The sequence below is a fragment of the Curtobacterium sp. Curtsp57 genome, assembly GCF_047324335.1.
GTDB lineage: Bacteria > Actinomycetota > Actinomycetes > Actinomycetales > Microbacteriaceae > Curtobacterium.
This window is the reverse complement of sequence record NZ_CP168511.1, coordinates 2,225,260-2,249,433: the sequence shown is the minus strand read 5'-3', so window position 1 is coordinate 2,249,433 and position 24,174 is coordinate 2,225,260. Positions and strand designations below refer to the sequence as shown.

Genomic DNA, 24,174 nt, shown 5'->3' with positions numbered 1-24,174 from the left:
CTACTGTCCGTTTCATCACTTGGAGCACCCCGTGCACATCGCAGCCGTCATCCTGTCCCTCGTCCTCGCCGCCGCCATGCTCGGGTCCGGTGTCATGAAGCTCGTCGGCCCGGCGCCCATGCGGGCGAACATGGCGTCGGTGCACGTGACCCCGTCGCAGATGCGCGTGCTCGGGGTGCTCGAGGTCCTCGCCACGATCGGCCTCGTCGCGGGGCTGTGGATCCCGGCGCTCGGCATCGCTGCCGCCATCGGCTCGATCGTGTACTTCGTCGGCGCGATCGTCGCGCACGTGCGGGCGCGCGACAAGGGCCTGCAGGGCGCAGCTGCACTCCTCGTGCTGTCGGTCGCGACCCTGGTGGTCCTGCTGCTCGCGCTCTGAACGCGGTCCGGACCGCGTCCGCTCAACGCGTGACGCGGTGGCGGAGGAAGACCGACCCGGCCTCGAAGACGCGGGCCTCGACGAGTTCGAGCTGCCGGTGCGCGCCGGCGTGCGCGAAGTACGGCGTCCCGCCGCCGACGAGCACCGGCACGACCACGAGCTGGTACTCGTCGATCAGGTCGAGGCCGGCGATCTGGGCTGCGAGCTCGGGGCCACCGATCGCGATGTCGCCGTCGCCGGGGGCCGCGCGCAGCCGGGCGACCTCTTCCTCGATGCCGTCCGTCGCCAGGCGTGCGTTGCCCTTCACCGACGTCACGGTGCGCGAGAACACCACCTTCGGCAGCGCCTTCCAGATCGTCGTCCACTCGCGTTCGGCGTCGCTCAGACCTGGCACGTCGTCCGCGGTCTCCCAGAACAGCATCGTCTCGTAGAGCTTCCGCCCCATGAGGTGCACGTCGACGCCGCGGAGCTGGTCGAGGAAGACCCGGAAGACCTCGTCGTCCGGCTCGCTCCAGTCGAAGCGTCCGCCGGCGTCCGTGGTGAACCCGTCGAGGGACGCCGTCATCGAGTACGTGACCTTGTGCATGCGCGACCTCCTCGTCGGCGTTGCTCGGTGGCTCGCAGCGTAGCCCGCAACGAGGTGTTGTCCACAGATCACGCGCACCGGCTCCGCCGCGCAGCTGCGTCTCCCTACCGTGACCGCATGCGGGTCGGCGTGTACATCGACGGGTTCAACCTCTACTACGGTGCCCGCGCGCTCTGCGGGCGTTCGACGCCGGGATGGCGCTGGCTCGATCTCCGCACGCTCGCGACGAACCTGCTCGACGGACCCGGCAGTGCGTGGAGGAATGCGCACGTGTCCCGGGTCGTCTACTGCACCGCGAGGGTCAACGGAGCCGACAACACCGCAGGGCAGCACGACCAGGACACGTACCTCCGTGCTCTCGACCAGAACGGTTCGATCGACGTGCTCGCCCTCGGGAACTACGTCTCACGCGTCGCGACGGCACCACTCGCGACCCCGGGACGTCGTGGTCGCCCGCAGCTGACCCGAGCGGACTGGCCCCTGCAGGTACGCGACCAGTTCGGATCAGATGTCCCCGATGCCACGTTCATGGCCTCCGTCGCACGCCGAGAGGAGAAGGGCTCGGACGTCAACGTAGCGTCCCACCTGCTCATCGACGTCCTCACCGCCCGGATCGACGCGGCGATCGTGATCAGCAACGACAGCGACCTCGAGTTCCCGATCCGGTACGTGCGCACAGTCGTCCCGGTCGGGCTCGTCAACCCGACGCCCGGGTACCCGGCTGGCAAGCTGAACGGAGACGCCACGGATGGGGTAGGAGCCCACTGGTGGCATCAGCTGACTGCCGCGGAGACACGCTCGGCGCAACTTCCGTCGGTGTGCGGCCGAGCGCGGCGACCACCTGGCTGGTGATCCTCGTGTATGATGGGTGACATACCGCCCGGCCCCTCTGGGGCCGGGTTTTCTCATTGCGGACGCGGCGGTCGGGCGCAGTCCGTCAGCGCGTGCTCCAGAAGGAGATCGAGCGGCTCTGGTCTCCGCTCATCACGATCGTGTGCGACGACGCCCGGTCTGCGACCGGCCGGTTGCCCTCGCCGCCGTACCAGTACGAGATGTACCGACGTTGGCTCGGCGACCAACCGACGACCTCGACCTTGTACCGCCCGGCGCTCAACACCGCGCCGAACGTCCCGCCGCGGCCCGGGGACCAGTAGCTCATGCGGGTGTCGAACGTACTGCCGATGGACTCGCCGTACACGTGCACGATGGCGTTGGTGAAGTCGGTGTCGAGCTGTGGGTTGACGATGCCGGTGAGCGTGACGCCCTCGGTCGCGCTGCCGTCGATCCCGTCGAGCACCGTCTCGTCGCGGCCGACCGCTTCGTGCGACACCCGGACGTACGTGCGCGCCGCCGTGGAGCCAGGGTCGCGGTGGAACCCCCACGACTCGTTCCGGAGTGCCGGCCACGAGTCGAGGGTCTCGTCGTGCGCGTTGACCTGCACGCTGTAGTCGTCGCTCGGCAGCCCGTGCACCCAGTAGTGCCCGTCCGGCGAGGTCACCGTGCGCTTCACGGTGCCGGTGTTCCAGCCGCGCACGACGACCGACGCGCCCGAGAGGTCCGCGCCGTACGGGTTGTGCGCCGTACCGCCGATCGACGCACCCCTTCGCATCACGAGCACGACGGTGTCGTGGCCACCCGGTGTGACGACGACCCCGGTCCGCGATACGGGGATCGTGTCGTCGAAGCCGTACGATCCCTCGCGCTCGCCGTGGAGCGTCCAGGTCCCGGCAGGGACGTCCTCGAACGTCAGGCGTCCGCGCTGGTCACTCGTCGCCGACGCGGCGGTGCCGCCGTCCGCGGCGCGCAGGTCCACGGCCACACCACCCATGGCGATCGGCTGCTTGTCCGGGTCGGTCAGCATCACGGTGAGCGTCCCGTCGCCGTCCGGGACCGCAGCGCTGGCGGTGACCGGTGCGACCAGCACGCCGATCATCGTCATCGCGGCCGTGATGCCGACCGTCGTCCATCGTCGTGCGGTCATGGTGGGCCCCTGATCCCTGGCGCGGTCACCCCTGACCACGGTGGAGTGATGCTACCGAGGACTCGTGCTCGCGTCACGGTGCGGCGACAGGGCAGGCTGGGCCCGTGATGATCTCCGTGGACGACCTCGTGGTCGCGGCCGACGACGTGACCCTGTTGCCCGCGACGACCGTCCGGTGCGACGCGGGGCAGGCCCTCATCGTGCGCGGACACAACGGCGCCGGCAAGTCGACGCTGCTCCGCGTGCTCGCCGGGATGCGGTCGCCGAGCACGGGGACCGCAACCATCGCCGGGGCGCGGATCTCCCGTCGCGACCCGGCCTTCCGGCGCCGGGTCGCCGCGATGATCGGACTGCCACCGATGGCGAGCGACCTGACCGTCCAGGACCACGTCCGGCTCGTGGCAGCGACCTGGTTCGGTGACCGCGACACCGCCGAGACGCTGGCCACGGAGACACTCGGTGCGCTCGGACTGGACACGCTGGTGCGGCGGTTCCCGCACGAGCTGTCGACCGGGCAGCAACAGCTGGTCGGACTGGCGCTCGTGCTCGCGCGGCCGTTCGACGTGCTCCTGCTCGACGAGCCCGAACAACGACTCGACCAGGAACGTCTCGAGATGGTGAGCGACGTGCTCGGCCGTCGGCGAGACGCCGGTGCGTCCCTCGTCGTCGCGACGCACAGCGACCTCCTCACCGAGCAGCTCGCCGACCGCGTCGTCGACCTGGGCGCCCACCGGTGAGCGCACGACTCGCTGCCGCCACCGGCGTGTGGCGCGACCGTCAGGTCCGGGACCTGGGGGACCGGGCCTACCTCGCGTACACGCTCGTGCTCGCCGCGCTCATCGTCGGGGCCCCGATCGGCCGGACCGTGTGGCTGCGGATCACCACCGAGACGAGCTCGTCCGCGCTGACGTCGTCGGCCGCAGGGACGATCGCCGGGACCGTCGTGCTCGGCATCTGGGCGGCGGCGCTCCTGATCGGCAGGAGCCGTGGGCCGGCGGTCGCCCCGCCGTTCCTCGTCCACGCGCTGACCGGGAGCGATCTCCGCCGACGGACCGTGTTCCGGTCGCGGGTCCTCACCGCGGTGTCCGTCGCGGTGGTCATCGGCGGCGGGATCGCGGTGTTCATCGGACTCGCGCTCGGCTCGCTCGGGCTGGTGTCCGCGCCCGCCGTGCTGGACTTCGCGCTGCGCGGGGCGCTCGTCGGCGTGGTCGCGGTGGTGTGCTGGCTCATCGGTGAGTCGTTCCCCCGTGTCGCCGGGGCGCTCGCCGTGGTCCTGCTCCTCCTCGCGGTGGCCGCTCAGGTCGTGTCCGCTGAGCCGTTCGGTCGATGGGCATGGGTGAGCAGCGCCGGACCGGTCGTCGCCGCCGACGTGGTGCTGCTCGTCCTCGCCGTCGCCGGACTCGTGGCGGTGCCGTGGCTGCTCGACCGGATCGACGACGCGACGCTCACGGCGCAGGCGGCGAACTGGGACGTGGCGATCGCCCACGCCGTCAGCCTCGACTTCACCTCCGTCGCCGAGTCGTACCAGGCGCTCCCGACGGTCGGGCGGCGGATCGAGGGGGTGCGCCGCAGCGCACGTCTCTGGGTGGTCTTCGTCGTCCGCGACCTGGTCGGGGCGGTCCGGACGCCGGCACGCCTCGCGACCGGGGTCGTGACGGTCGCGGGGGCCGGAGCGTTCCTGGTGCTCGCCGCGGTCGCACCCGCTGGCGGGTTCCTCCTCGGAGCCCTCGCCGCGGTCCTGCTGTACACCGGCGTCGGCGCGTTCAGCCGCGGGCTGCACCACGCCGCGCAGGTCACGACGGACCTCCCGCTGTACGGCGTCGGTGACGGGCGGCTGCTCCTCGTCCACAGCATCGTGCCGACCGGAGCGACGCTGCTCCTGACCGGCGGGACAGCGATCGTGCTCGGTGCCGTCGTCGCGCCGGCATCGGTACCCGTGCTCGTCTGGGGTGGCATCGCGCTGCCGATCGTCGTGGTCGCAGCACATCTCAGCAACGCCCTCCGCGGGCCTGCGCCGCTCTTCCTGATGACGCCGGCGCCGTCCGCTGTCGGCGACCCGATGCCGGTCATCCGGGTCCTCTGGGCGATGGACGCCCCGGTCCTGGCGGTGCTCGCCGGCGTGGCCGTGTCGGCCGGAGCGGCGGGGATCGGCGGGTTCGTGGCCGTGGCCGTCGTGCTCGGGTTGTTCCTGCTGGTCCGGTGGTCGCGCCGCACGGAGCACTAGCGCCGCCGGTCGACTCGGAACGACGAAGTCGCTGTCGTACGACGACGATGGTGTCGTCACCGCGCGCGTGCAACCGTTGCGCGCGCTGGGGAGCGACGAAGTCGCTGTCGTACGACAGCGCAGCTGTCGCACCTTGCGGACGCAACGACCGTGCGGTGGACGGTCACCCCGACGGACGGGAGGCGCGGTGCCAGCCCGCACCGTGCCTCCCGTCCTGCTGCGCGACCGACCAGAGCACCCACAACGCCCGCAATGGAATGCGGAATCGCGCGGAGGAGGTCGGAAGAACCGACCTCCTCCGCGCGATTCGACCTCCGACGCGCGAATCGACCCTCTCCGCCGCGACCCCCCGGAGCGCACCCGGGCCGCTAGCGTTGACGGCATGGACGCAACGGGGGCGACGACGAGCGAATGGTCGCGGCTGCCCGTCGGTCGTGCGGAGTACCGGCAGGACACGATCCTCGCGGCGGTGCTCGCCGTCGCGATGGGCGTCTCGACGATCCTCTACGGCTCGACCGGCTTCTACGACGAGCTCGCACCGTGGTGGCTGTCCGTCCTGCTCGTCGTGGCGAACGCCGGACCCCTCGCGTTCCGCCGCCGCTTCCCGATGACCGTCGCGGTGGTCGTGGCGGCGACGTTCGCGGCGATGCAGATCCTGCACGTGCCCGAGCTGTTCTTCAACAACTTCACACTCTTCATCGCGCTGTACACGGTGGGGGCGTGGTGTTCCGACCGTGTCCGCGCCGAGGTGGTGCGCTGGATCGTCATCGTCGGCATGTTCGCCTGGCTGTTCATCGCCCTGTCGTTCAGCTGGTCGGTGCCGAGCGCCCTGCCGAAGACGGGCGATGGACCGGTCTCGCCGTTCATCGCGAACTCGCTGATGTCGATCATCATCAACCTCGTCTACTTCGGCGCCGCCTGGTACTCCGGCAACCGTGCATGGGCGTCGGCGGTCGCGAAGCACGAGCTCGCCGAACGCACCGCCGAGCTCGCGGTCGAGCGCGAGCGGACCGCGGCACAGGCCGTCACGCTCGAACGCGTCCGGATCGCTCGGGAACTGCACGACGTCGTGGCCCACCACGTCTCGCTCATGGGTGTCCAGGCGGGCGCTGCCCGACGGGTGCTCGACCGCGACCCGGACCAGGCGGCGACGTCGCTCGGCGTCGTCGAGGACAGCGCGCGAACCGCGGTGGAGGAACTCCGGAAGATGCTCGGCACCCTCCGGGAGACGGATCGCGACGACCGCGACACCGTGCCCGATGCCCCCAGCACCGAGGGGATGGCCCGGCTGGGCGAACTCGCCGAGGCGGCCAGGACTGCGGGACACCCGACGCAGTACACCGTGGTCGGCGACGAGCGCGCGGTGCCGCCGACGGTCGCCGTCGTCGCCTTCCGCATCGCGCAAGAGGCCGTGACCAACGTCCTGAAGCACGCCGGACCGGACGCGCGCGCGGACCTCCGACTCCGGTACCTGCCGGACGCGGTGGAGATCGAGGTGACGGACACCGGGATCGGGAGTCGAGCCTCCAGTCCGGCGGCGAGGGCCGAGGCGGACGGCACCGGGCGGGGCGGACTCGGCCACGTCGGGATGCGTGAGCGGGTCGCCGCCGTCGGCGGCCGCATCGAGATCGGGCCACGCGCCCGGGGAGGGTACCTGGTGCGCGCATGGCTGCCGACGACGTGACCGTGCGGGTGGTGCTGGCCGATGACCAGGACCTGGTGCGCGCCGGGTTCCGGGTCATCCTCGAGTCGGAGCCGGGCATCACGGTCGTCGGCGAGGCGGCCGACGGAGCGACGGCCGTCGACGCCGTCACCACGCTCCGGCCGGACGTGGTCTGCCTCGACGTGCAGATGCCGGGCGTGGACGGGCTCGAAGCGGCCCGGCGCATCACGGCCCTGGACGATCCGCCCGCCGTCCTGATCCTGACCACCTTCGACAACGACGACACCCTGTTCGCCGCGTTGGACGCGGGAGCGAGCGGGTTCCTGCTGAAGAACGCCTCGCCGGAGAAGCTCATCGACGCGGTGCTGACGGTCGCGTCCGGCGACGCGCTGCTTGCCCCGGACGTCACCCGTCGGGTGATCAGCCGCGCGACGGGATCCGCACCCGCTGGAGTCTCGGACGGCGCCGTCCCCGGACTCACCGAGCGCGAGGCCGAGGTCCTCCGGCTGCTCGCGCAGGGCATGAGCAACGGTGAGATCGCGGAGCGGCTGTACGTGGGGGAGGCGACCGTGAAGACGCACGTGTCGAACGTGCTGCAGAAGCTGCAGCTCCGGGACCGCGTGCAGGCGGTGGTCTGGGCGTACGAGCACGGGGTGGCCCGGTCCGGCGGGTAGCTCCCGTCCCGCCCCGCCCGGTCCGGCGGGGAGGTCCCCTCCTCCGTCTCGCGACGGAGGCTCGGAACCCGTCCGGCGTGGGAGGTGCGGTCCGCGGTTCCTCCGTAGCGTCGGTGGTGCGGTGGATCCACCACCGCACGAGAGGGGACACGATGCTCAGTGTCGAGGGAGTGACGAAGCACTTCGGAGACCGCCTGGTGCTCGACCACGTGGCGTTCACGGTCGGCCGGGGTCGGCTCACCGGGTTCGTCGGCGGCAACGGCGCCGGCAAGACCACCACCATGCGCATCATGCTCGGCGTGCTCGACGCCGACAGCGGATCGGTGTCGATCGACGGCCAGACCATCGGGCCCGCCGACCGCCGCCGCTTCGGGTACATGCCCGAGGAACGCGGCCTGTACCCGAAGATGCCCGTCGCCGAGCAGGTCACCTACCTGGCGCGGCTGCACGGGGTCGACCGTCGCCCGGCCGCCGCTCGCACCGCCGAACTGCTCGAGCGCCTCGAACTGACGCAGCACGCCGACGACCCGGTCGAGAAGCTCTCCCTCGGCAACCAGCAGCGCGTGCAGGTCGCCGCGGCGCTCGCCCACCGGCCGGAGGTGCTCGTGCTCGACGAGCCGTTCTCCGGCCTCGACCCGATGGCCGTCGACACCGTGCTCGGCGTCCTGCGCGAGGCCGCGGCCGACGGGGTCCCCGTCCTGTTCTCCAGCCACCAGCTCGACGTCGTCGAGCGGCTCTGCGACGACGTCGTGGTCATCGCCGACGGCCGGATCCGTGCTGCGGGCCCGCAGGAGGAACTCCGCCGTGCGGCAGGTCCGGCGGCGTGGGAGCTGCTGGTCGACGGGGACGTCGCCTGGCTCCGCGAGGAGCCGGACGTGCACGTCCGCGAGTTCGACGGCGGCTACGCGGTCTTCGAGGCGTCCGAGCCCGTGGCGCAGCGCGTCCTGCAGCGGGCGGTCACCACGGGGACGGTGGGGTCGTTCGGGCCCAGGGTCGCCCGGCTCAGCGAGGTCTTCCGGGAGGTCGTCCGATGAACTCGTTCGGTCAGGCCGTCCGTCTCGTCTCCATCCGTGAGATCCAGGCGCGGCTCCGCAGCAAGGCCTTCGTCATCTCGGCGCTGATCCTGCTCCTGATGGTCGTCGCGTCGATCGTGGTCGGCGGCATCGTCGGCAAGTCGAGTGGCGACAGCACCACGCCCGTCGCGGTCGTGGACGGTGTCAGCCTGCCGTCGACCGGTGGGCTCGACGTCACCCGGGTCGACGACCGTGCCGCGGCCGAGCGACTCGTCCGGAGCGGTCACGTCGACGCCGCGATCGTGCCGGAGTCCGGCCCGATCGGGTTCGGTGTCGTCGGGCTCGACAGCGCGCCGACCGACGTCGTCCAGGCGCTCAGCGTCTCGCCGAAGGTGGAGCTGCTCGACCCGGACGCGATGGCGCCGGGGCTCATCTCCCTCGTCGGGATCGCGTTCGGCATCGTGTTCTTCGCCGCGGCGGTCACGTTCGGGCAGTCGATCGCGCAGAGCGTCGTCGAGGAGAAGGCGACCCGCGTGGTCGAGATCCTGATGGCCGCGATCCCGGCAAGGGCCCTGCTCGCGGGCAAGGTGATCGGGAACAGCGTGATGGCCCTCGGGCAGATCGTGGCGATCGCGATCGCAGCGGCGGTGACGCTCGCCGTGACCGGGCAGGACAACCTGTTCACGCTGCTCGGGCCGAGCATGCTCTGGTTCGTCGTGTTCTTCGCGTTCGGGTTCGTGCTCATCGCGGCGCTGTTCGCGGCGTCGGCGGCCCTCGTGTCCCGACAGGAGGACGTCGGCAGCGTCACCACCCCGGTGATGATGCTCGTGATGATCCCCTACTTCCTGATCATCTTCGCCGCGGACAACCCCACCGTGCTCGGGATCATGTCCTACGTGCCGTTCAGCGCCCCGATCGGGATGCCGATGCGGATCTTCCTCGGGACCGCCGAGTGGTGGGAGCCGATCGTGTCGCTCCTCGTGGTCATCGCGTCCGCCGCGCTCGTCGTGGTGATCGGTGCCCGGGTCTACGAGAACGCCCTGCTCCGCACCGGTGGACGGGTCAAGCTGACGGAGGCACTGCAGCGCTGACGTCGTCCGGGCCGGGGGTGGGGGTCACGGAGTCGACCGCCACCGTCTGCCCGGTCCGCACGGACTCCTGCGCTGCCAGCACGATCGACAGCGTCCGCAGCCCCACCCGCACGTCGGGCTGGGGCTGCACCCCTGTCCGGACGGCGTCGACGAAGGTGGCGAGCATCGCCTCGTCGAGGTCGGCGCCGTACCTGGCCTCGATCGGCAAGCCCGTCTCCGCGGCGAACCCCCGTGCGGCCGGGCCGAAGAAGTCGAGCGACACGGTCCCGCCGGTCCCCGCGACGTCGAGCGTCAGCCCGCCCCACACCGCGGACGTGTCCGCCTTGCTCCACGAGCAGTCGATCGCGGCGATCACCCCGTTGTCGTAGGTGATCGTCACGAGCCCGGCGGTCTCGGCCCGCGCGCGCCCGGCGTGCAGCGTGCGGTTCGCTACGGCCGTGACGGTCCCCGGCGCTGCACCCATGAGCCCCTCGAGCATGTCGGCGATGTGCACGACGTGGTCGACGATCGCGCCGCCACCGGACAGTGCCGGGTCGGTGAACCAGTCGCGGGTGCGCGGCAGCATGCCGTTGTTCGTCCCCCGGATCGCGAACAGCTGCCCGAGTGCACCGGCGTCGTGCGCGGCCCTGAGCTTCGCGAACGCCGACGAGAACCGCACCGGGAACGCCACCATGAGCAGGACCCCGGCACGTTCGACGGCGTCCCGGATGGCGAGGCCGTCCTCCCAGGTCGTGGCGAGTGGCTTCTCGCACAGCACGTGCGCACCGGCCGCTGCGGCGAGCTCGACGAGCTCGCGGTGCCGCGCGTTCTCGCTCGTGACGACGACGGCGTCCGGCCGCCACGCCAGCAGCTCGTCGTGCGTGTCGGCGTAGGCGACCCCGAGCGCCTCGGCGAGGTCGCGGCCGCGCAGCTCACCGACGGACGGCCCGATGCTCACGCCGTCCGGATCCGAGCCCCTGACCTCGACGCCGTCCATCGCCTGCAGGGCGCTGAGGTACCCGATCGCGTGCGTGTGCGCGAACGACATCACGCCGATCCTGATGGTCACGCGCCACCTCCCAGCGTCACGGGCTGCCCGGTCTCGATCGACTCGAGCGCGGCGTTCGCGATGCGGACCGCTGCTGCTCCGTCCGCCGCAGTGACGCGGGGCTCGGGCTTCGCCGGGTCCAGCACGGCCCCGAAGAACTCCGCGAGCTCCAGCCCGTACGGATCGTCGGCCGGATCGACCGCGGGCAGGAACCCGTCGACGGCCTCCGGCACCGCCAGGTCCGCGACGTAGTCGACCTCGTCGCGCGATCGGTGCGACAGGCTGCCGAGCGTGCCGGTCACCGAGTACTCGGTCGTGAACGGCAGGTGCTGCGGCCCCCAGATCCCCGCCACGTGGCTGATCGCCCCCGATGCGTGGGTCAGCAGGACGTGCGCCGCCTCGACCGGCTCGGCGTCGGTCCCGGAGCGCACGCCGACCGCCGACACCGTCGTCACCTCGCCGGCCACCCAGCGCGCGATGTCGAGGTCGTGGATCATCTGGTCCATCACGATCCCGCCGGACAGGGCACGGTCCGCGAACCACGGGGTGCGGATCGGGAAGGCGCCGGAGCGGACGAACCGCAGGACCGCCAGGTCGCCCAGGAGGCCCGTGGTCACGGCCTCCTGCAGGCGCACGTACGCAGGGAAGAAGCGCACCACGTGGGCCGGGTAGAGCCGCCGGCCCGCGTCCCGTGCGCACTGCACCAGGTCCGACGCGTCGGCGTCGGTCCGCGCCAGGGGCTTCTCCGAGACGACGTCCTTGCCCGCCGCGAGGGCCGCTCGGACCACCTCGGCGTGGGCGAACGTCGGGGTGACCACGTCCACCACGTCGACCGCTTCGAGCAGGGCGTCGAGCGACTCCACGACCGTGACGGACGATCCAGCTGCGGCCGCTGCCGATGCCCACGCAGCTGCGAACTCCGGCGCACCGTCCTTCGCGTACACGGTCACGGAGCCGAGCCGCAGCAACCCGGGCATGTGGGCGTGCGCGATCCCACCGGCCCCGACGAGGCCGATGCGGAGCGGGGTCGCGGGCATCTCGAACTCCTTGACTGCCGGCCGGTTCGACGGTGACGCCGGTCGCCGTCAGCCTATCCAGCCGGTGCTCAGTCCTGCTGGTCCGCCTCGACCGCGGCGCTCAGCCGGTCCAGGACGTCGGGGACCGCGGAGCGCACGCGGCTCCAGCTCGGGATGAACGCCCGGTCGTTCGGGCGGGCGGTGAAGGCCCCGCCGGCGTCGAGGATCGCCTTCGTGAAGAGCTCGACCGCCGCTTCCTCCGCGTGCTGGTCGAACCCGAGCCCGTTCATCTGGGCCTCGTGCCGGTAGATCTCCACGATGTCGAGTGCGTTCCGGTAGTACGTCGCCTTGAGGACCCGGAACGAGTCCGAGGTGAGCGGGACGCCCATCGTCGCGAGCTTCCGGAACAGCGACTGCACGATGTCGTTCCCCATGCGCGCCAGCCCGCCGGTGCCATCGGCCTCGGCGAGGGGCTGGTGTTTGTGGTCGTACGCGTCGGCGATCTCCACCTGGCAGACCTGGCGGGTGGCGTAGTCGCGGTACACCTCGGACAGCATCCCGATCTCCAGGCCCCAGTCGCCCGGGATCTTCAACCCGTTCAGGACGTGGGCGCGCATCGCGAACTCGCCGGACAGCGGGTAGCGGAAGCTGCTGAGGTACTCCAGGTACTCGGACTCCCCGTACACCTGGCGGAGCGACCGGAGCAGCGGACCGACGAGCAGTCTGCCGACCCTGCCGTTGATCCGGCCGTCGGCGACGCGGGCGTAGTAGCCCTTGGAGAACTCGTAGTCGAACGCCGGGTTCGCCAGCGGGTAGAGCATCCGCGCGAGCATGCCCCGCTCGTACGTGGTGATGTCGCTGTCGTGCAGCGCGATGCACTCGGCTCGCTCGGACGCCAGGGCGTACCCGGTGCAGTACCAGACGTTGCGTCCCTTGCCGGGTTCACCCGGTGCCAGCCCCGCGGCGTCGAGGTCGGCGTCGAGTGCCCTGAGGCGCGGGCCGTCGTTCCACAGGATCCGGTGGCGCTGCGGCAGGCGTGCGAAGAACTCGCGGGCGTGTTCGAACTGCGCCCGGTCGGCACGGTCGAGCCCGATCACGATCTCGCTGAGCCAGTCGGCCTCGGCGAGCTCGTCGACGATGCGGGTCAGCGCCGGCCGTTCGAGCTCCGAGTACAGCGCCGGCAGGATCAGGCTCATCGGGCGCTTCTCGGCGAACCCGCGCAGGTCGTCCTCGATGCTCGCGGTGCTGCGGCGGCTGAGGTCGTGGAACGTCGTGATGACGCCGTTCTGGTGGAAGTCGCTCATCGGTCGCTCCTCAGGAAGTGGGTCAGGCCCTCGGCCCAGCCGTGCGGGCCGGGGGCGGTCGTTCGGTACACGCGTTCGCGTCGGTCGTCGACGAACGGTCCCGGCGCCGGGCCGTGGCCGCGGACGACGACGGCGAGGTCGACGGCATCGAGCAGATCGGTGTCGTTCGGGCCGTCGCCGAGGCCGATCGTGCACGGCGTCCGGCCGGTCCGGCGCTCGTGGTCGGCGAGGAGCATCCGCACCGCAGCGCCCTTGCCGCACCCGGTCGGCAGGACGTGCCAGAACCGCCCACCGCGCACCAGGTCGAGGCCCGACGCTGCGAGCCCGGCGCGGAAGTCGTCGGCGCGGTCGTCGTCCTCGGCGTGCCAGAGCAGGACCTCGGACGCCGCACGTCGACGCGCTGCGGACGCGGCGTCGACATCGAGCCCGGTCCACGTCGCGACGATCTCGTCGGAGACGGACGAGAACGTCGCGAAGTGCAGGTCGAGTGCGTCGCGCAGATCGTCGAGCACGTCCTGCAGCCGCCCGAGGCCGTCGTCCGCCGGTCCGGCGAGGACGGTGCCGCCACGGCCGACGACGACCGCGCCGTTCTCGGCGACGAACGCCTCACCGGTCAGCCCGGTGCGCTCCTGCAGTGCCGTGATCTCGGCCGTCGTCTTGCTGCTGCAGAACACCACCGGGACGCCGTCGGATCGCAGACGATCGAGCACGGGGAGCGCCGCCGCGAACGAGTAGTCGTGGTGGTCGAGGAACGTGCCGTCGAGGTCGGTGACGACCATCAGGTCGGGTGCTGGCATCGGTCTCCGCTCGCGGCTGGCTGGGCTGCGGGCGGCGACGCCCGGACCCACCATGCCATGCGCATGCGACGGTCAGGTTAACGACGGTGCGTCGTCCCGGCGCCGCGCGACGATCGCCCCGTGCGGCCGCGGACCATCCGCTGGCCCGGTGCGCGTGTGGGTCTCGAGCACGTCGAACCCGGCGGAGCGCAGTGCTGCCGACAGCGCCTCGGGAGACCAGCGGTAGGCGGTGACGACCGCGTGGTCGAAGGCCTCCACCCGCTGGCCGACGAAGAACCCGACGAGCAGCCCGCCGCCGGGGCGGAGGACGCGGGCGAACTCGCCGAGCGGTCGGCGGATCGTTGCCGGTTCGTGGTGGATGAGCGAGTACCAGGCGAGCACACCGGCGTGGCTGCCCTCGGCATCGGGGAGCGCGTCGATGCTGCCGACGCCGAACATCGGTCCCGGATGTGCTGCCCGGGCGTGCTCGATGAACCCGGGGACCTGGTCGACCCCGTGCACCTCGCAGCCGCGCTCGGCGAGGTGGGCGGTCCAGTGCCCGGGGCCACACCCGGCGTCGATGATCGGGCCGTCGATGCCGCGCGCCCACGTCGTCACGAGGTGCTCGTCGGCGGGGTGCACCGACGTCATCGACCCGAGCAGCCCGATGTACTCGGCCGCCCTGCCCCCGTACGACGCCTCCACGTCAGACGACATCGTGCACCGTCGAGTCGAAGTGCGCGACGACCGCCCGAGCGACCTCGGCCGGGGTCGTGCCGTCCGTCGCGAGCACCACCTCGTCGAGGTCTGCCCGAGCCTGTCGTTCCTGGAGCTCGGCGTACCGCTCGAGGTGCCAGGACAGTGCGTGGTCCTGATCAGCGTCGTACCGTCGGCGCAACCGGGTCTCGACGGTCGGGGGTTCCGCGACGAGCCGGATCGCCCGGACCGGCAGCCCGACCGCGTCCTCGTACCGGTGGAGGTCCGTCCGGCTCGCGATCACACCGCTCAGGACGAGCTGCCGCGGACCGGCAGCGCGGTAGGCCGCCCACACGGCGGCGATGTTCTGCGCCTCGATCACGGTGTTGTCGGGGTCGTGGTCCGCCACCGGCCACGAGCGGTGGAACCAGTCGACGTCCATCAGGGCGAACGGGCGCCCGGCCCCTGCGAGGAGGTCCCCGACGTGGTCGAGCGTCGCGGTCTTCCCGACGCCGTACGAGCCGTTGAGGAAGATCGCGTACGCGTCGCTGCCGGTCACGTTCCGACCCTACGTGGGATCGCAGGACGGGAGGCTCGGTGCCAGCTGGCACCGAGCCTCCCGGCACGGCCGTCACGCCGCTGGCGCGTCCTGCCGGTACCGGCTGGTGGGGCCCACCTCCCGTCCGCCCCGGGGCACGCGATCAGGCGGCCGCGTCTTCCAGGACGGCTTCCGCCCGCTCCGCGCTGCCCTCGGCGAGGCCGCGGTCGATCCGACCGCGTGATGCCAGCCAGATGACGACGCCGGCGAGGAACACCAGGATCTCCGTGATCGTCAGCGCCCAGATGATGCCGGCGAGGCCGAACCACAGGTTGCCGAGCAGGACGATCGGGATGAACAGGATGCCCTGCGCCATCGACATCGCGATCGCCGGGGTGGCGAGTCCTGCTGCCTGGAACAGCGAGGTGAACAGGCCGGTGAAGCCGTTCACGATCGTGGCGACGAGCTGGGCGACCAGGATCGTCAGCCCGATCGCCAGGACGGAGTGGTCGGAGGAGAAGATCGTGAAGACCTGCTCGCGGAAGACGAACACCGTGCCCGAGAAGATCAGCACGATCGCGCCGACGGTCAGTGCCGATGCCTTCAGCGCAGAGTTCAGGCGGCCCTTGTCGCCCTTGCCGTACGCGTAGGCGAGGAGCGGCAGGACGCCGATCGTGACGCCCATCACGAGGAACTCCGGCACCTGCGCGATGCGGACCGCGACACCCATCGCGGCGAGCGGGTCGTCCCCGTACTGGGCGGCGAGGTTGTTGAGGACGAGGGTCGTCACGATGAGGAACCCGGCCTGCAGCAGCTCGCTGACGCCGATGCCGAACACTGGCCCCAGGACGGCGGGGCGGAGCGTGAACCAGCGGAGCGACAGGGAGACGTTGTCGCTGTGCTTGCCGAGCCACCTCACCCAGTAGACGATGCTGACGGCGTTGGCGAGACCGACCGCGAGTGCGGCGCCGGCGACGCCCCAGTGCAGGACCAGGATGAACAGCACGTCGAAGACGAGGTTCCCGATCGTCGACAGGATGAGGCCGATCATGGCCTGGCGCGCCGCACCCTCCGCCCGGACCATCTGCTCGAGGCAGAACGCCGCGGCGAGCACGGGGACGAACGCGAGCATCACGGCGACGTAGGCGCTCGTGGCGGGCACGGCTGCCGCGTCCGCGCCGAGCACGCCGACGAGGGGCTGCAGGAGGAGCAGACCGATCCCGCCGAGCACGATGCCCGTGATGACCGAGCCCCACACCGCGAAGGACGCGACGTGCTTGATCTCGCCGGCCTTCGCGGGGTCGTTCTCGGACGCGCCCAGCAGGCGGGACATCAGCGAGCTGCCGCCGACGCCGAACACGCCGCCGATCGCCATGATCAGGCCGAGGAGCGGGGTGCCGAAGGTGATCGCGGCGAGGAGCGAGGTGTCGTGCTGCGAGCCGATGAAGCCCGCGTTGATGACGTTGTAGAGGGCGCTGACGACCATCGCGGCGGCCATCGGCACGCAGAGGTGGACGAGGGCGCCGGCGATGGGGGCGGCGGAGAGGTACCAGCGGTTCTTCTCCGCTGCGGTCCGTTCCACGGCGGAGGCGGGTGCGGTTTCGGTGCTCATGGTGTGCTCCTTCCCTCCCGGTTCCGGGCAGGGTCGAGCGCGCGCCGACGGACGCCGGCACGGCGTGGTGTGAGTGGAAGTGGGAGCGCCCGGGCGGGCGTGGTCTACCGGGTGGGCTCGTCGAGCTCCGCGGTGACCTTCAGCAGCAGGGTGCGGAGGGTGGCGCGCTCGTGCGGGGTGAGCGGTGCGAGCAGGGTGTCGTCGAGTGCGAGCATCGCGTCCTCGAACCCGGCGATCAGGTCGATGCCGGTCGGTGTGGCGTACACGAGCTTCGTCCGGGCGTTGCCGGCCTCTGCTCGTCGTTCGATCAGCCCGCGCTTCTCGAGGCCCTGCAGGAGACTCGAGACGCTCGCGGCGCTGGTCCGGGTCATCTCGGCGATGTCACGCTGGATGGCCCCGGGGTTCTGCTGCAGGTAGCCGAGCACGAAGCTCTGTTCGTGGGTGAGCTCGCGCTCGCGGACCCACTCTTCTGCGGCCTTGCGCTGGGCCCACCCGATCCAGCGCATGAGCTGGAGCGGGGAGTCGAAGTGCGGTGCCTGCTGCGTCATGATCAGAACTCTAAGTGTTCGAGTTCTAACTGTCAACTCTCGAACGGGTTCGTCACGGTCGCACCGTCACCGTGGCGGTGCTCGGGCCACCGCACTGCGCAGACCCGCCGTGGCGCTTCCACGAGAGATCGACGGCGCGTTCGGTCATCGTCGTCCCCGAGCGGTCGCGGATTGCCACCCGACCGCTGTGGGGCGTTCCCATGTTCGTCGAGATCGTCCAGACCTCGCCGTCACGGATCGTCGTTCGCCACGGCGTCGGGTTCGCGGTGATGGTGCCCGTCGGCTCCGGTCTCGCGGTGAGCGGGCCCGCTGGTGTTGCGTTCCCGGTCGGGACCGGCGTCGAAGCCGGCGGTTCCCCGGGAGTGCAGTCGTCGCCGCCGCAGAACGCGACCTCGTGCACGAGCGACGTGCTCGCGGACGACCCGGGGACGTGCACCTCGACGGCGTTCGTCCAGCCGATCGCCGGGCAGGCCGTCGAGAATCCCGCGCACCCGCCGAGTGCCACGACGAGCAGCACCGCACCGATCGCTGCCCTGGCCACCGATCGTCCGTTCCCCATGGGGCCATCGTGCCCGATCGCCGTGTGGGACGAACGGGTCGCGATGTCGGGGCCAGGGCGCGTTGACTGGAACACCGCGCGGGCGCGGCATTTTGCCGGTAGCATTTCACCGACGTAACATCGATGTGGCGCGTGACTCGGGAGAATCATGATGGGCATTCGAACTGGGGCGGCTGGTTTCGTCCTGACCGGGGCGTTGGTGACCGCGGGGATCGTCGCCGCACCAGCGGCGACAGCAGCTCCGAGCGCACCCGCCGCTCTGAACTACGCGGTGCTGGCGGCAGGCATGCCGGCGATCACGCAGGAGACGGCGGAACGAGCCATTGACGAGGCCAGAGCTGCCGGCGCGCTGTCGGCAGAAACCGTGCGTCCTGATGGGTCGCAGGTCTACACCATCACGGCGGGATCGATGAGCTTTGACTTGGGAGTGCGATCGGAGCGGTCTCGTCTTGGCGCCGGGAATGACAAGAACGGGGTCTACGTGGACTTCAACGAGTACGACCAAGGGGTGATCCTGAGTGGCGCCGGGTCCGGACTCGCGGCTGCGGCGTGCTTGCTCGGCCCGGCGGTTTGCGCGATCGCTTCGGTCGTCATCGTGTTGGCCGGTACAGCGATCGGTGGCAATCTGAAGTGCGGCCACAAGGTGATGCGTGTGCACGCGACGGGGCGGCCTGCGCCGTACTGCGTCTAGCTGATGAGGCTCATTTCGAATCCTTGGGTTGCTCTGAGCGTGAGCGTCGTGCTCGTGACAGCGGGAACAGCGGTCTCGGTGGCGCTCAGATCCGGCGGCAACGCGGTCCTTGGCGGTGTCGTTCTCGGTATTAGTGCGGCCATCGGCGGCTGCTATCTCGGAACGACCATCCGATTGCGCCGTCGTCGATGACGGCCATCCTTGCGGAGGTCACAGCGTGACGGACGGAGGCTCGGTGCCAGCTGGCGCCGAGCCTCCGTCAACCCTCTGGTCAAGTCCTGCTCAGCGACGGCGTTGGCGTCGGAGCCGAGCGTCAGACGCCCAGCGTTGACCTACCCTCCCGCGGAAGGTCAGGCCGCGTCGAGGGCGGCCCGCGCCGCGCGGACGACGTCGGCGTCGGTCACGAAGTGCGCGGAACCGTCGTCGGCGCCGCCCATCGGGACGCCCGCGTGCGCGCTGTCCGGCGCCGGTCGCTTCGCGGAGAGGTGCACCGCGGCCGCACCCGTACCGACGAGCGCCGGGACGTCCGCGGGGGTGACGCCGGCGCCGGCCATCACCTGCACGGGCCCGGCCGCCGAGACCATCCGCGCGATCGTCGTGGCACCGGTGAGGGCCGTCGGCTGGCCGCCCGAGGTCAGCACGCGGGTGAACCCGAGGTCGGCGAGCGTCGCCGCGGCCGCGACGGGGTCGACGGCGTGGTCGATCGCCCGGTGCAGGGTGACCTCGACCGCGTCGCGGACGGACCGGGCAGCGTCCACGAAGCGGCGCAGGACGTCGACGTCGAGGGTGCGGTCCGGGCGCAGGGCACCGACCACGACACCGGCGGCACCGGAGCGGAGCACGGCGCGGAGCTCGCGCTCCATCAGATCGATCTCGGCAGCGTCGTGGACGAACCCGCCCGGCCGGCTGCGGATCAGCGCGTGCGCCGGGATGCCGGTCTCGTGCACGGCCTCGACGAGGGCCTGCGACGGGGTGAGCCCGCCGAGCTCCAGCCCGACGCAGAGCTCGACCCGATCGGCACCGCCGTCGCGGGCGGTCGCGGCACCGGCCGGCGAGGTGACGGCGATCTCGAGGGCAACGGTCACAGCACGGCTCCGAGGGGTTCGTTCGACGAGGGGATGATCCGCGCGGTCAGGTCGGGCTCCGACGGGAACACTCGATCGTAGGGGAACATCGGCCGCTCGATCCTGTGGTGCCCGAGCCGCTCGAGGTCCTGGTCGACGCCCCCCGGGGTGAGCGCGAGCATCCAGTCGGCGGACATGTCGAAGAGCTCCGGTTCGAGGTAGCCGATCTTCACGATGACGACGTCGGCGCCGCGCGGGTCGAGGTCGAGGTCGGTGAAGTCGCGCTCGTGGTGGTACGGCTTCCTGGTCTTCGTCAGGATCGCGAAGACGCTGCCGACCTGCAGCACGACCTCGATCTCGGCGTCTCGGTCGCCGTGCTTGATCGCGTGCACCCGGCCGGTCATCGTGATCGGGCCCGCGTGCACAGCGTCGACGGTTGCGCCGGCGGTCACGGTGACGGTCGCACCGACACCTGCGTCGACGGCGGCGGCGACGGCATCGGCGCCGGGGACGCTCGCGTAGATGACCACCGGGCCGGACGGGTCGGTGAACGCGGGATGCGCGAGCACCTGGGTCAGCCCCCACGTCATGTCGCCGGAACCGCCCGCGGTCGGGTTGTCGCCGGAGTCCGAGATGAAGTACGGCCGTGCGGCGCCGGGAGCCAGTGCAGCGGCGATGCACTCGTCGAAGGAGCCCGTCGGCGCGACGAACACGAAGTCCTCGCGGACGTCCCAGAAGGCCTGCGCCAGCCGTTCGGCGCCCGCGGCGACCGCGTCCCTCGACCACCCGGTGACGACGGTGACGGCACGGTCTCGGGGTTGGTCGGCCCAGGCGTACCCGACCCAGATCGCGGCGTCGAGGACACCCTCGGTCGCCTCGACCTCCGGCACCTGCGCGTACAGCGACGCCGCGGGCTCGATGCGCGTCGAGGTCTGCTCGCCGGGAAGCAGGACGGGGATCGGGATCCACGCCTTCACCGGACGACGGGCACCGAGGGGTCGGGTGGTGAGCACCTCGACGAGGTTCCGGACGGCGCGCTCCTTCGTCTCCATGGCGTCCTCGTGCGGAGCCATCCGGTAGCAGGTGACGAGGTCGACCTGGTGCGCGAGCTCCGCCGTGACGTTGCCGTGCAGGTCCATCGATGCCGAGACGACCACGTCGGGGCCGATCACCGCGCGGATGCGTCCGAGCAGGTCGGCCTCGGCGTCGTCCAGCCCCTCGACGACCATCGCCCCGTGGATGTCATACCAGAGCCCGTCGACGGACGTCGACGCCACGATCGCGGTCAGGCGCGCCACGATCTCGGACGCGAGCTCCTCGTAGGACGCGCGGTCGACGATGCCGCCCGGCAGCGCATGCCCGATGAGCGCCCCACGGAAGTCGGCGTCCAGCGACGCGAGGAACGGGTACCGCGCCACGACCTCGTCCCCGCGATCCGGGTGGAACGCCGGCGCGAGGGTCCGCGTCGGCGTGAACGTCGACGTCTCGATGGCGAGCCCGGCGATGGCGATGACGGGACGGTGGCCGGCGGTCGTGGTGCTGGTCGTGTCAGACACGGACGCTCCTGTTCCTGGTGGTCGACTGGGGGATCGGCGTCGACAGGTCCTGCAGCGATGCGGCGAGACCGCGCTGCAGGGCGAACTGTCCGGCACCGACGAGACCCGCGTCCGCGCCGAGCGAGGCGCGCTCGATGACGAGGTGCTGCGTCATGAGGGGGTGGCAGCTTTCGTAGAGCTGGCTGCGCACGGCCGCGACGAACGGGTCGAGGGTGGACAGGATGCCGCCGAGGTACACGGCATCCGGGTTGAAGAAGTTCACGTTGGCGGCGAGCACCTCGCCGAGGTACCGGCCGGCGAGCCGCACGGCACGGGTCGCCTCGGGATCGGCGTCGGATGCGAGTCGCACGACGTCGGCCGTCGAGGTGACCGGCACCCCTGCGGCACTGAGGATCCGGACGAGCGCCGCGCCGGACGCCACGGTCTCGAGGCACCCGGTGTTGCCGCACGAGCACGGGGTGTCCCCGGCCGCGTCGATCCGCACGTGCGTGATGTCCCCTGCGGAGCCGGTGGCGCCCCGGTAGAGCCGGCCGTCGATGACGATCCCGGCACCGATCGCCGAGCCGGCCTTGATCGTGATCGCCTGTCGCCGCGATGCGGGTTGCACGATCTGCTCACCGGCGGCCATGCAGTTCGCGTCGTTGTCGACCGCCGCCGGCACCCCGAACCGCTCGGTGAGCCACGACGCGACGGGGAACCCGTTCCATCCGGGCATCCGGCTCGGCAGGTCGACGACACCGGCCTCGACGTCGACCGGACCGGGGAGGCTCAGCCCGACGCCGCGGAGTCCGGCCGCTCCGCGCGACTCGATCAGCTCCTCCAGCAGCGACGCCAGTCGCTGGAGCCCGGCGGTGGGGCCGTCGGAGAGCGCGAACGGGACGTTCGCGACCGACTCGAGCGAGCCTCCAGGCAGCACGATGCCGACCCGCGCGTGACCGCCGCCGACGTCGGCGGCGACCGCGTACTCGTCCACCCCACCGATCCGGAGCACCTTGCGGGGGCGACCGCCGGTCGAGGCATCGGTGCCCTCCTCGGCGAGCAGCCCGTGTGACAGGAGCTGCGACACGACGTGCGACACGGTCGAGGGAGCGGCGGCGAGCAGCCCGGCGATCTCGGTCCGGCTGGTCGCCTGACCGGATGCGACGAGCTCCAGCACTCGGGAGCTGAGGTCCGGCACGACTTTCTCCAATACAACGGGAACACCTGGCAACAACGACGCATCGCCGACTCTAACGGGCAGACAGCAAGGTCGACCCTTTCGACCGAACCGCAGAAACGAAGTATTTACAAACAAATGTTTGTTTTTCCAACGGCTTTGGTCGTTGACTGTCCCCACGCTCCACTCCCGAATCCCACGCACTAGGAGATCCGCATGACCAAGCCCCGTCGCTGGGCCCTCCTTACCGGGGCGGCGATCGCGGTGAGCGCGCTGCTCGCCGGCTGTTCCGGAGGCGGCACCGCTGCCACGAACACCAACTCGGACGAGATCAACTACGCGCTGCCGGCGAACTTCACGCCGAACTGGATCCTGCCGATCGGCACCGCAGCGCACCTCAACACGAACAACGGCTCGATCGCCCAGTCGCTGTACGAGCCCCTCATCGCGTACGACGGTTCCACCGGCAAGATCGCCTGGAACAAGAAGGGCTCGGTCGCGACGGCCGCGGACTTCGCGAGCGACGGCAAGAGCGTCACGGTCACGCTCGGCGACCGGCACTGGTCGGACGGCAAGCCGATCACGAGCCGCGACGTCGAGTTCTGGTACAACCTGATCAAGGCGAACAAGGCCCAGTGGGGGTCCTACTCCGAGGGCAAGGTCCCGGACAACTGGACCTCGTTCACGGCCGACGATGACACGCACTTCACGATCACGTTCGACAAGGCGTACAACTCCGACTGGATGCTCGCCAACCAGCTGAGCCTCGTCGTCCCGCTGCCGCAGCACGCGTGGGACAAGACGAGCGCCTCGGCCTCGGTGTCGGACGCCGACCGCACGACCGATGGTGCGAAGGCGGTCTGGAAGACCATCAACACCGCCGCGGGCAAGATCGCCGACTACGACTCCGACCCGCTCTGGAAGACGATCTCCGGCCCGTACGGCGTGAAGTCGTTCACCACCGCGGGCAAGGTCCAGCTGGTCGCCAACAGCAAGTACGACGGCGGCCAGAAGGCCCAGATCAAGACGGTCAACCTGCTGCCGTTCACCACCGCCGACGCCGAGGCGAACGCGGTCCGCTCCGGCGAGGTCGACTACGGCTACATCCAGGCGACCGACCTCGACCAGAAGGACTCCTTCACGTCGAAGGGCTACGACGTGGAGCCGTGGACCGGCTGGGCGATCACGTACATGCCGTACAACTTCAACAACCCGAAGATGGGCGCCGTCTTCAAGCAGGACTACGCGCGCCAGGCCGTGCAGATGTCGATCGACCAGAAGAGCCTGTCGAAGGTCGTCTTCAACGGCACCGCGACGCCGACCTACGGCCCGGTGCCGCAGGCGCAGGAGTCCGACTACGTGTCGAGCACCCAGAAGGACAACCCGTACCCGTTCAGCACGTCCAAGGCCAAGGCCCTGCTCACCAGCCACGGCTGGACCGAGAAGGACGGCACGATGGTCTGCTCCGACGCGGGCTCCGGCGCCAGCCAGTGCGGCGAGGGCGTCGCGGCGGGTACGAAGTTCACCATGCAGGTGCTGTCCCAGTCCGGCTCGTCCGTGACCGACAACATGATGAGCGCGATCCAGTCCTCGCTCGCGAAGACCGGCATCGGCTTCACCATCAAGACGGCCCCGGTGTCGAGCGTCCTGTCGCAGACCCCGACGTGCACCGCGGACGAGGACAGCTGCGACTGGGACCTGTCGTTCTTCGGCACCGCGGGCAGCTGGTACTTCCCGGCCTACCCGACCGGTGAGGCGCTGTTCTCCACGGGTGGCTCGGCGAACTTCGGCAGCTACTCGAACAAGCAGGTCGACGACCTCATCAACGCGACGACCACCTCGACCGACTCCAGCGCGGTGCAGGAGTACAGCGCGGCGGTCGCGAAGGACCTGCCGGTGATCTGGCTGCCGAGCCCTGACTACCAGATCTCGGTCGTCAAGCAGGGCCTGACCGGGTTCGACCAGGACTCGCTGGCGAACTTCCACCCGGCCCAGTGGAAGTGGAGCAAGTAGGTCGCTG

Annotated in this window: 24 protein-coding genes; 10 read left to right on the top strand and 14 right to left on the bottom strand. The window is 70.9% G+C overall.

Translation table 11 applies throughout. The features are described 5' to 3' along the window. Window positions 1–31 precede the first annotated feature (31 nt). Window positions 32–379 (top strand): DoxX family protein, encoded by a 348-nt coding sequence (locus ACEN9V_RS10505; RefSeq protein ID WP_413600264.1) that lies wholly within the window; start codon window positions 32–34, stop codon window positions 377–379. A 22-nt stretch (window positions 380–401) separates the two neighbouring features. On the opposite strand, the gene ACEN9V_RS10500 is transcribed toward ACEN9V_RS10505, so the two are convergent. Continuing rightward, a complete protein-coding gene (locus ACEN9V_RS10500; RefSeq protein WP_413600263.1) occupies window positions 402–965 on the bottom strand; it encodes a dihydrofolate reductase family protein in 564 nt (187 codons plus the stop codon). Between the two features lie 117 nt (window positions 966–1,082). Here ACEN9V_RS10500 and ACEN9V_RS10495 point away from each other — a divergent pair, with 117 nt between their 5' ends. After that, entirely contained in the window at window positions 1,083–1,817 is a 735-nt protein-coding gene (locus ACEN9V_RS10495; protein WP_413600262.1) for an NYN domain-containing protein, read from the top strand. A gap of 85 nt (window positions 1,818–1,902) precedes the next feature. On the opposite strand, the gene ACEN9V_RS10490 is transcribed toward ACEN9V_RS10495, so the two are convergent. Next, a complete protein-coding gene (locus ACEN9V_RS10490) occupies window positions 1,903–2,946 on the bottom strand; it encodes a carboxypeptidase regulatory-like domain-containing protein (protein WP_413600261.1) in 1,044 nt (347 codons plus the stop codon). Between the two features lie 107 nt (window positions 2,947–3,053). Here ACEN9V_RS10490 and ACEN9V_RS10485 point away from each other — a divergent pair, with 107 nt between their 5' ends. From ACEN9V_RS10485 to ACEN9V_RS10460, 6 genes are all read left to right on the top strand, one after another. After that, window positions 3,054–3,683 (top strand): ATP-binding cassette domain-containing protein, encoded by a 630-nt coding sequence (locus tag ACEN9V_RS10485; protein WP_413603052.1) that lies wholly within the window; start codon window positions 3,054–3,056, stop codon window positions 3,681–3,683. Continuing rightward, on the top strand, window positions 3,680–5,170 hold the full coding sequence (locus ACEN9V_RS10480) for a hypothetical protein (RefSeq protein WP_413600260.1): 1,491 nt from the start codon (window positions 3,680–3,682) through the stop codon (window positions 5,168–5,170). Before ACEN9V_RS10485 ends, ACEN9V_RS10480 begins: the two co-directional genes overlap by 4 nt. 382 nt (window positions 5,171–5,552) lie before the next feature. Next, entirely contained in the window at window positions 5,553–6,854 is a 1,302-nt protein-coding gene (locus ACEN9V_RS10475; RefSeq protein WP_413600259.1) for a sensor histidine kinase, read from the top strand. Continuing rightward, window positions 6,836–7,507 (top strand): response regulator, encoded by a 672-nt coding sequence (locus tag ACEN9V_RS10470; protein WP_402727760.1) that lies wholly within the window; start codon window positions 6,836–6,838, stop codon window positions 7,505–7,507. Before ACEN9V_RS10475 ends, ACEN9V_RS10470 begins: the two co-directional genes overlap by 19 nt. A 152-nt stretch (window positions 7,508–7,659) precedes the next feature. Then, the gene (locus ACEN9V_RS10465; RefSeq protein ID WP_413600258.1) at window positions 7,660–8,541 is read left to right on the top strand and encodes an ABC transporter ATP-binding protein; all 882 of its coding nucleotides are present in this window, start codon (window positions 7,660–7,662) and stop codon (window positions 8,539–8,541) included. Next, window positions 8,538–9,611: an ABC transporter permease gene (locus tag ACEN9V_RS10460; RefSeq protein WP_413600257.1), complete on the top strand. Its 1,074-nt coding sequence runs from the start codon at window positions 8,538–8,540 to the stop codon at window positions 9,609–9,611. Before ACEN9V_RS10465 ends, ACEN9V_RS10460 begins: the two co-directional genes overlap by 4 nt. Here the strand turns inward: ACEN9V_RS10460 and ACEN9V_RS10455 are convergent. The 9 genes from ACEN9V_RS10455 to ACEN9V_RS10415 all read right to left on the bottom strand — a co-directional run bounded on the left by ACEN9V_RS10455 (window position 9,583) and on the right by ACEN9V_RS10415 (window position 17,687). Further along, window positions 9,583–10,659, bottom strand: a complete 1,077-nt coding sequence (locus ACEN9V_RS10455; RefSeq protein WP_413600256.1) for a Gfo/Idh/MocA family protein — start codon at window positions 10,657–10,659, stop codon at window positions 9,583–9,585. The genes ACEN9V_RS10460 and ACEN9V_RS10455 overlap by 29 nt on opposite strands. After that, the gene (locus ACEN9V_RS10450; RefSeq protein ID WP_413600255.1) at window positions 10,656–11,675 is read right to left on the bottom strand and encodes a Gfo/Idh/MocA family protein; all 1,020 of its coding nucleotides are present in this window, start codon (window positions 11,673–11,675) and stop codon (window positions 10,656–10,658) included. The genes ACEN9V_RS10455 and ACEN9V_RS10450 overlap by 4 nt, the downstream gene beginning before the upstream one ends. 68 nt (window positions 11,676–11,743) lie before the next feature. After that, window positions 11,744–12,958, bottom strand: a complete 1,215-nt coding sequence (locus ACEN9V_RS10445; RefSeq protein WP_413600254.1) for a hypothetical protein — start codon at window positions 12,956–12,958, stop codon at window positions 11,744–11,746. Next, window positions 12,955–13,755, bottom strand: a complete 801-nt coding sequence (locus ACEN9V_RS10440) for an HAD-IIB family hydrolase (protein WP_413600253.1) — start codon at window positions 13,753–13,755, stop codon at window positions 12,955–12,957. The genes ACEN9V_RS10445 and ACEN9V_RS10440 overlap by 4 nt, the downstream gene beginning before the upstream one ends. A 72-nt stretch (window positions 13,756–13,827) precedes the next feature. Beyond that, window positions 13,828–14,451 (bottom strand): class I SAM-dependent methyltransferase, encoded by a 624-nt coding sequence (locus tag ACEN9V_RS10435; RefSeq protein WP_413600252.1) that lies wholly within the window; start codon window positions 14,449–14,451, stop codon window positions 13,828–13,830. Next, window positions 14,441–14,989, bottom strand: a complete 549-nt coding sequence (locus ACEN9V_RS10430; RefSeq protein ID WP_413600251.1) for a hypothetical protein — start codon at window positions 14,987–14,989, stop codon at window positions 14,441–14,443. Before ACEN9V_RS10430 ends, ACEN9V_RS10435 begins: the two co-directional genes overlap by 11 nt. 142 nt (window positions 14,990–15,131) lie before the next feature. Further along, window positions 15,132–16,580, bottom strand: coding sequence for an MATE family efflux transporter (locus tag ACEN9V_RS10425; RefSeq protein WP_413600250.1), 1,449 nt, complete (start codon window positions 16,578–16,580; stop codon window positions 15,132–15,134). A 104-nt stretch (window positions 16,581–16,684) separates the two neighbouring features. Continuing rightward, on the bottom strand, window positions 16,685–17,128 hold the full coding sequence (locus ACEN9V_RS10420; protein WP_413600249.1) for a MarR family winged helix-turn-helix transcriptional regulator: 444 nt from the start codon (window positions 17,126–17,128) through the stop codon (window positions 16,685–16,687). Between the two features lie 52 nt (window positions 17,129–17,180). Then, entirely contained in the window at window positions 17,181–17,687 is a 507-nt protein-coding gene (locus ACEN9V_RS10415) for a hypothetical protein (RefSeq protein ID WP_413600248.1), read from the bottom strand. A gap of 199 nt (window positions 17,688–17,886) precedes the next feature. On the opposite strand from ACEN9V_RS10415, the gene ACEN9V_RS10410 reads away from it, so the two are divergent. Beyond that, on the top strand, window positions 17,887–18,378 hold the full coding sequence (locus tag ACEN9V_RS10410) for a hypothetical protein (protein ID WP_413600247.1): 492 nt from the start codon (window positions 17,887–17,889) through the stop codon (window positions 18,376–18,378). Between the two features lie 350 nt (window positions 18,379–18,728). On the opposite strand, the gene ACEN9V_RS10405 is transcribed toward ACEN9V_RS10410, so the two are convergent. The 3 genes from ACEN9V_RS10405 to ACEN9V_RS10395 are packed head-to-tail and all read right to left on the bottom strand — an operon-like array spanning window position 18,729 to window position 22,175. Then, entirely contained in the window at window positions 18,729–19,463 is a 735-nt protein-coding gene (locus tag ACEN9V_RS10405; RefSeq protein ID WP_413600246.1) for a copper homeostasis protein CutC, read from the bottom strand. Further along, window positions 19,460–20,998, bottom strand: a complete 1,539-nt coding sequence (locus ACEN9V_RS10400; protein ID WP_413600245.1) for a M81 family metallopeptidase — start codon at window positions 20,996–20,998, stop codon at window positions 19,460–19,462. The genes ACEN9V_RS10405 and ACEN9V_RS10400 overlap by 4 nt, the downstream gene beginning before the upstream one ends. Continuing rightward, window positions 20,991–22,175, bottom strand: coding sequence for an ROK family protein (locus ACEN9V_RS10395; protein ID WP_281266540.1), 1,185 nt, complete (start codon window positions 22,173–22,175; stop codon window positions 20,991–20,993). Before ACEN9V_RS10395 ends, ACEN9V_RS10400 begins: the two co-directional genes overlap by 8 nt. Before the next feature lie 195 nt (window positions 22,176–22,370). On the opposite strand from ACEN9V_RS10395, the gene ACEN9V_RS10390 reads away from it, so the two are divergent. Continuing rightward, on the top strand, window positions 22,371–24,167 hold the full coding sequence (locus ACEN9V_RS10390) for a peptide ABC transporter substrate-binding protein (RefSeq protein WP_413600244.1): 1,797 nt from the start codon (window positions 22,371–22,373) through the stop codon (window positions 24,165–24,167). The last annotated feature ends 7 nt before the right edge of the window (window positions 24,168–24,174 follow it).

What these genes read in the sequence shown, in the direction of transcription:
- ACEN9V_RS10415 (WP_413600248.1), bottom strand. Translation starts at nt 17,687, where the DNA reads ATGGGGAACGGACGATCGGTGGCCAGGGCAGCGATCGGTGCGGTGCTG.
- ACEN9V_RS10495 (WP_413600262.1), top strand. Translation starts at nt 1,083, where the DNA reads ATGCGGGTCGGCGTGTACATCGACGGGTTCAACCTCTACTACGGTGCC.
- ACEN9V_RS10465 (WP_413600258.1), top strand. Translation starts at nt 7,660, where the DNA reads ATGCTCAGTGTCGAGGGAGTGACGAAGCACTTCGGAGACCGCCTGGTG.
- ACEN9V_RS10470 (WP_402727760.1), top strand. Translation starts at nt 6,836, where the DNA reads ATGGCTGCCGACGACGTGACCGTGCGGGTGGTGCTGGCCGATGACCAG.
- ACEN9V_RS10450 (WP_413600255.1), bottom strand. Translation starts at nt 11,675, where the DNA reads ATGCCCGCGACCCCGCTCCGCATCGGCCTCGTCGGGGCCGGTGGGATC.
- ACEN9V_RS10390 (WP_413600244.1), top strand. Translation starts at nt 22,371, where the DNA reads ATGACCAAGCCCCGTCGCTGGGCCCTCCTTACCGGGGCGGCGATCGCG.
- ACEN9V_RS10440 (WP_413600253.1), bottom strand. Translation starts at nt 13,755, where the DNA reads ATGCCAGCACCCGACCTGATGGTCGTCACCGACCTCGACGGCACGTTC.
- ACEN9V_RS10475 (WP_413600259.1), top strand. Translation starts at nt 5,553, where the DNA reads ATGGACGCAACGGGGGCGACGACGAGCGAATGGTCGCGGCTGCCCGTC.
- ACEN9V_RS10425 (WP_413600250.1), bottom strand. Translation starts at nt 16,580, where the DNA reads ATGAGCACCGAAACCGCACCCGCCTCCGCCGTGGAACGGACCGCAGCG.
- ACEN9V_RS10435 (WP_413600252.1), bottom strand. Translation starts at nt 14,451, where the DNA reads ATGTCGTCTGACGTGGAGGCGTCGTACGGGGGCAGGGCGGCCGAGTAC.
- ACEN9V_RS10485 (WP_413603052.1), top strand. Translation starts at nt 3,054, where the DNA reads ATGATCTCCGTGGACGACCTCGTGGTCGCGGCCGACGACGTGACCCTG.
- ACEN9V_RS10445 (WP_413600254.1), bottom strand. Translation starts at nt 12,958, where the DNA reads ATGAGCGACTTCCACCAGAACGGCGTCATCACGACGTTCCACGACCTC.
- ACEN9V_RS10420 (WP_413600249.1), bottom strand. Translation starts at nt 17,128, where the DNA reads ATGACGCAGCAGGCACCGCACTTCGACTCCCCGCTCCAGCTCATGCGC.
- ACEN9V_RS10490 (WP_413600261.1), bottom strand. Translation starts at nt 2,946, where the DNA reads ATGACCGCACGACGATGGACGACGGTCGGCATCACGGCCGCGATGACG.
- ACEN9V_RS10500 (WP_413600263.1), bottom strand. Translation starts at nt 965, where the DNA reads ATGCACAAGGTCACGTACTCGATGACGGCGTCCCTCGACGGGTTCACC.
- ACEN9V_RS10460 (WP_413600257.1), top strand. Translation starts at nt 8,538, where the DNA reads ATGAACTCGTTCGGTCAGGCCGTCCGTCTCGTCTCCATCCGTGAGATC.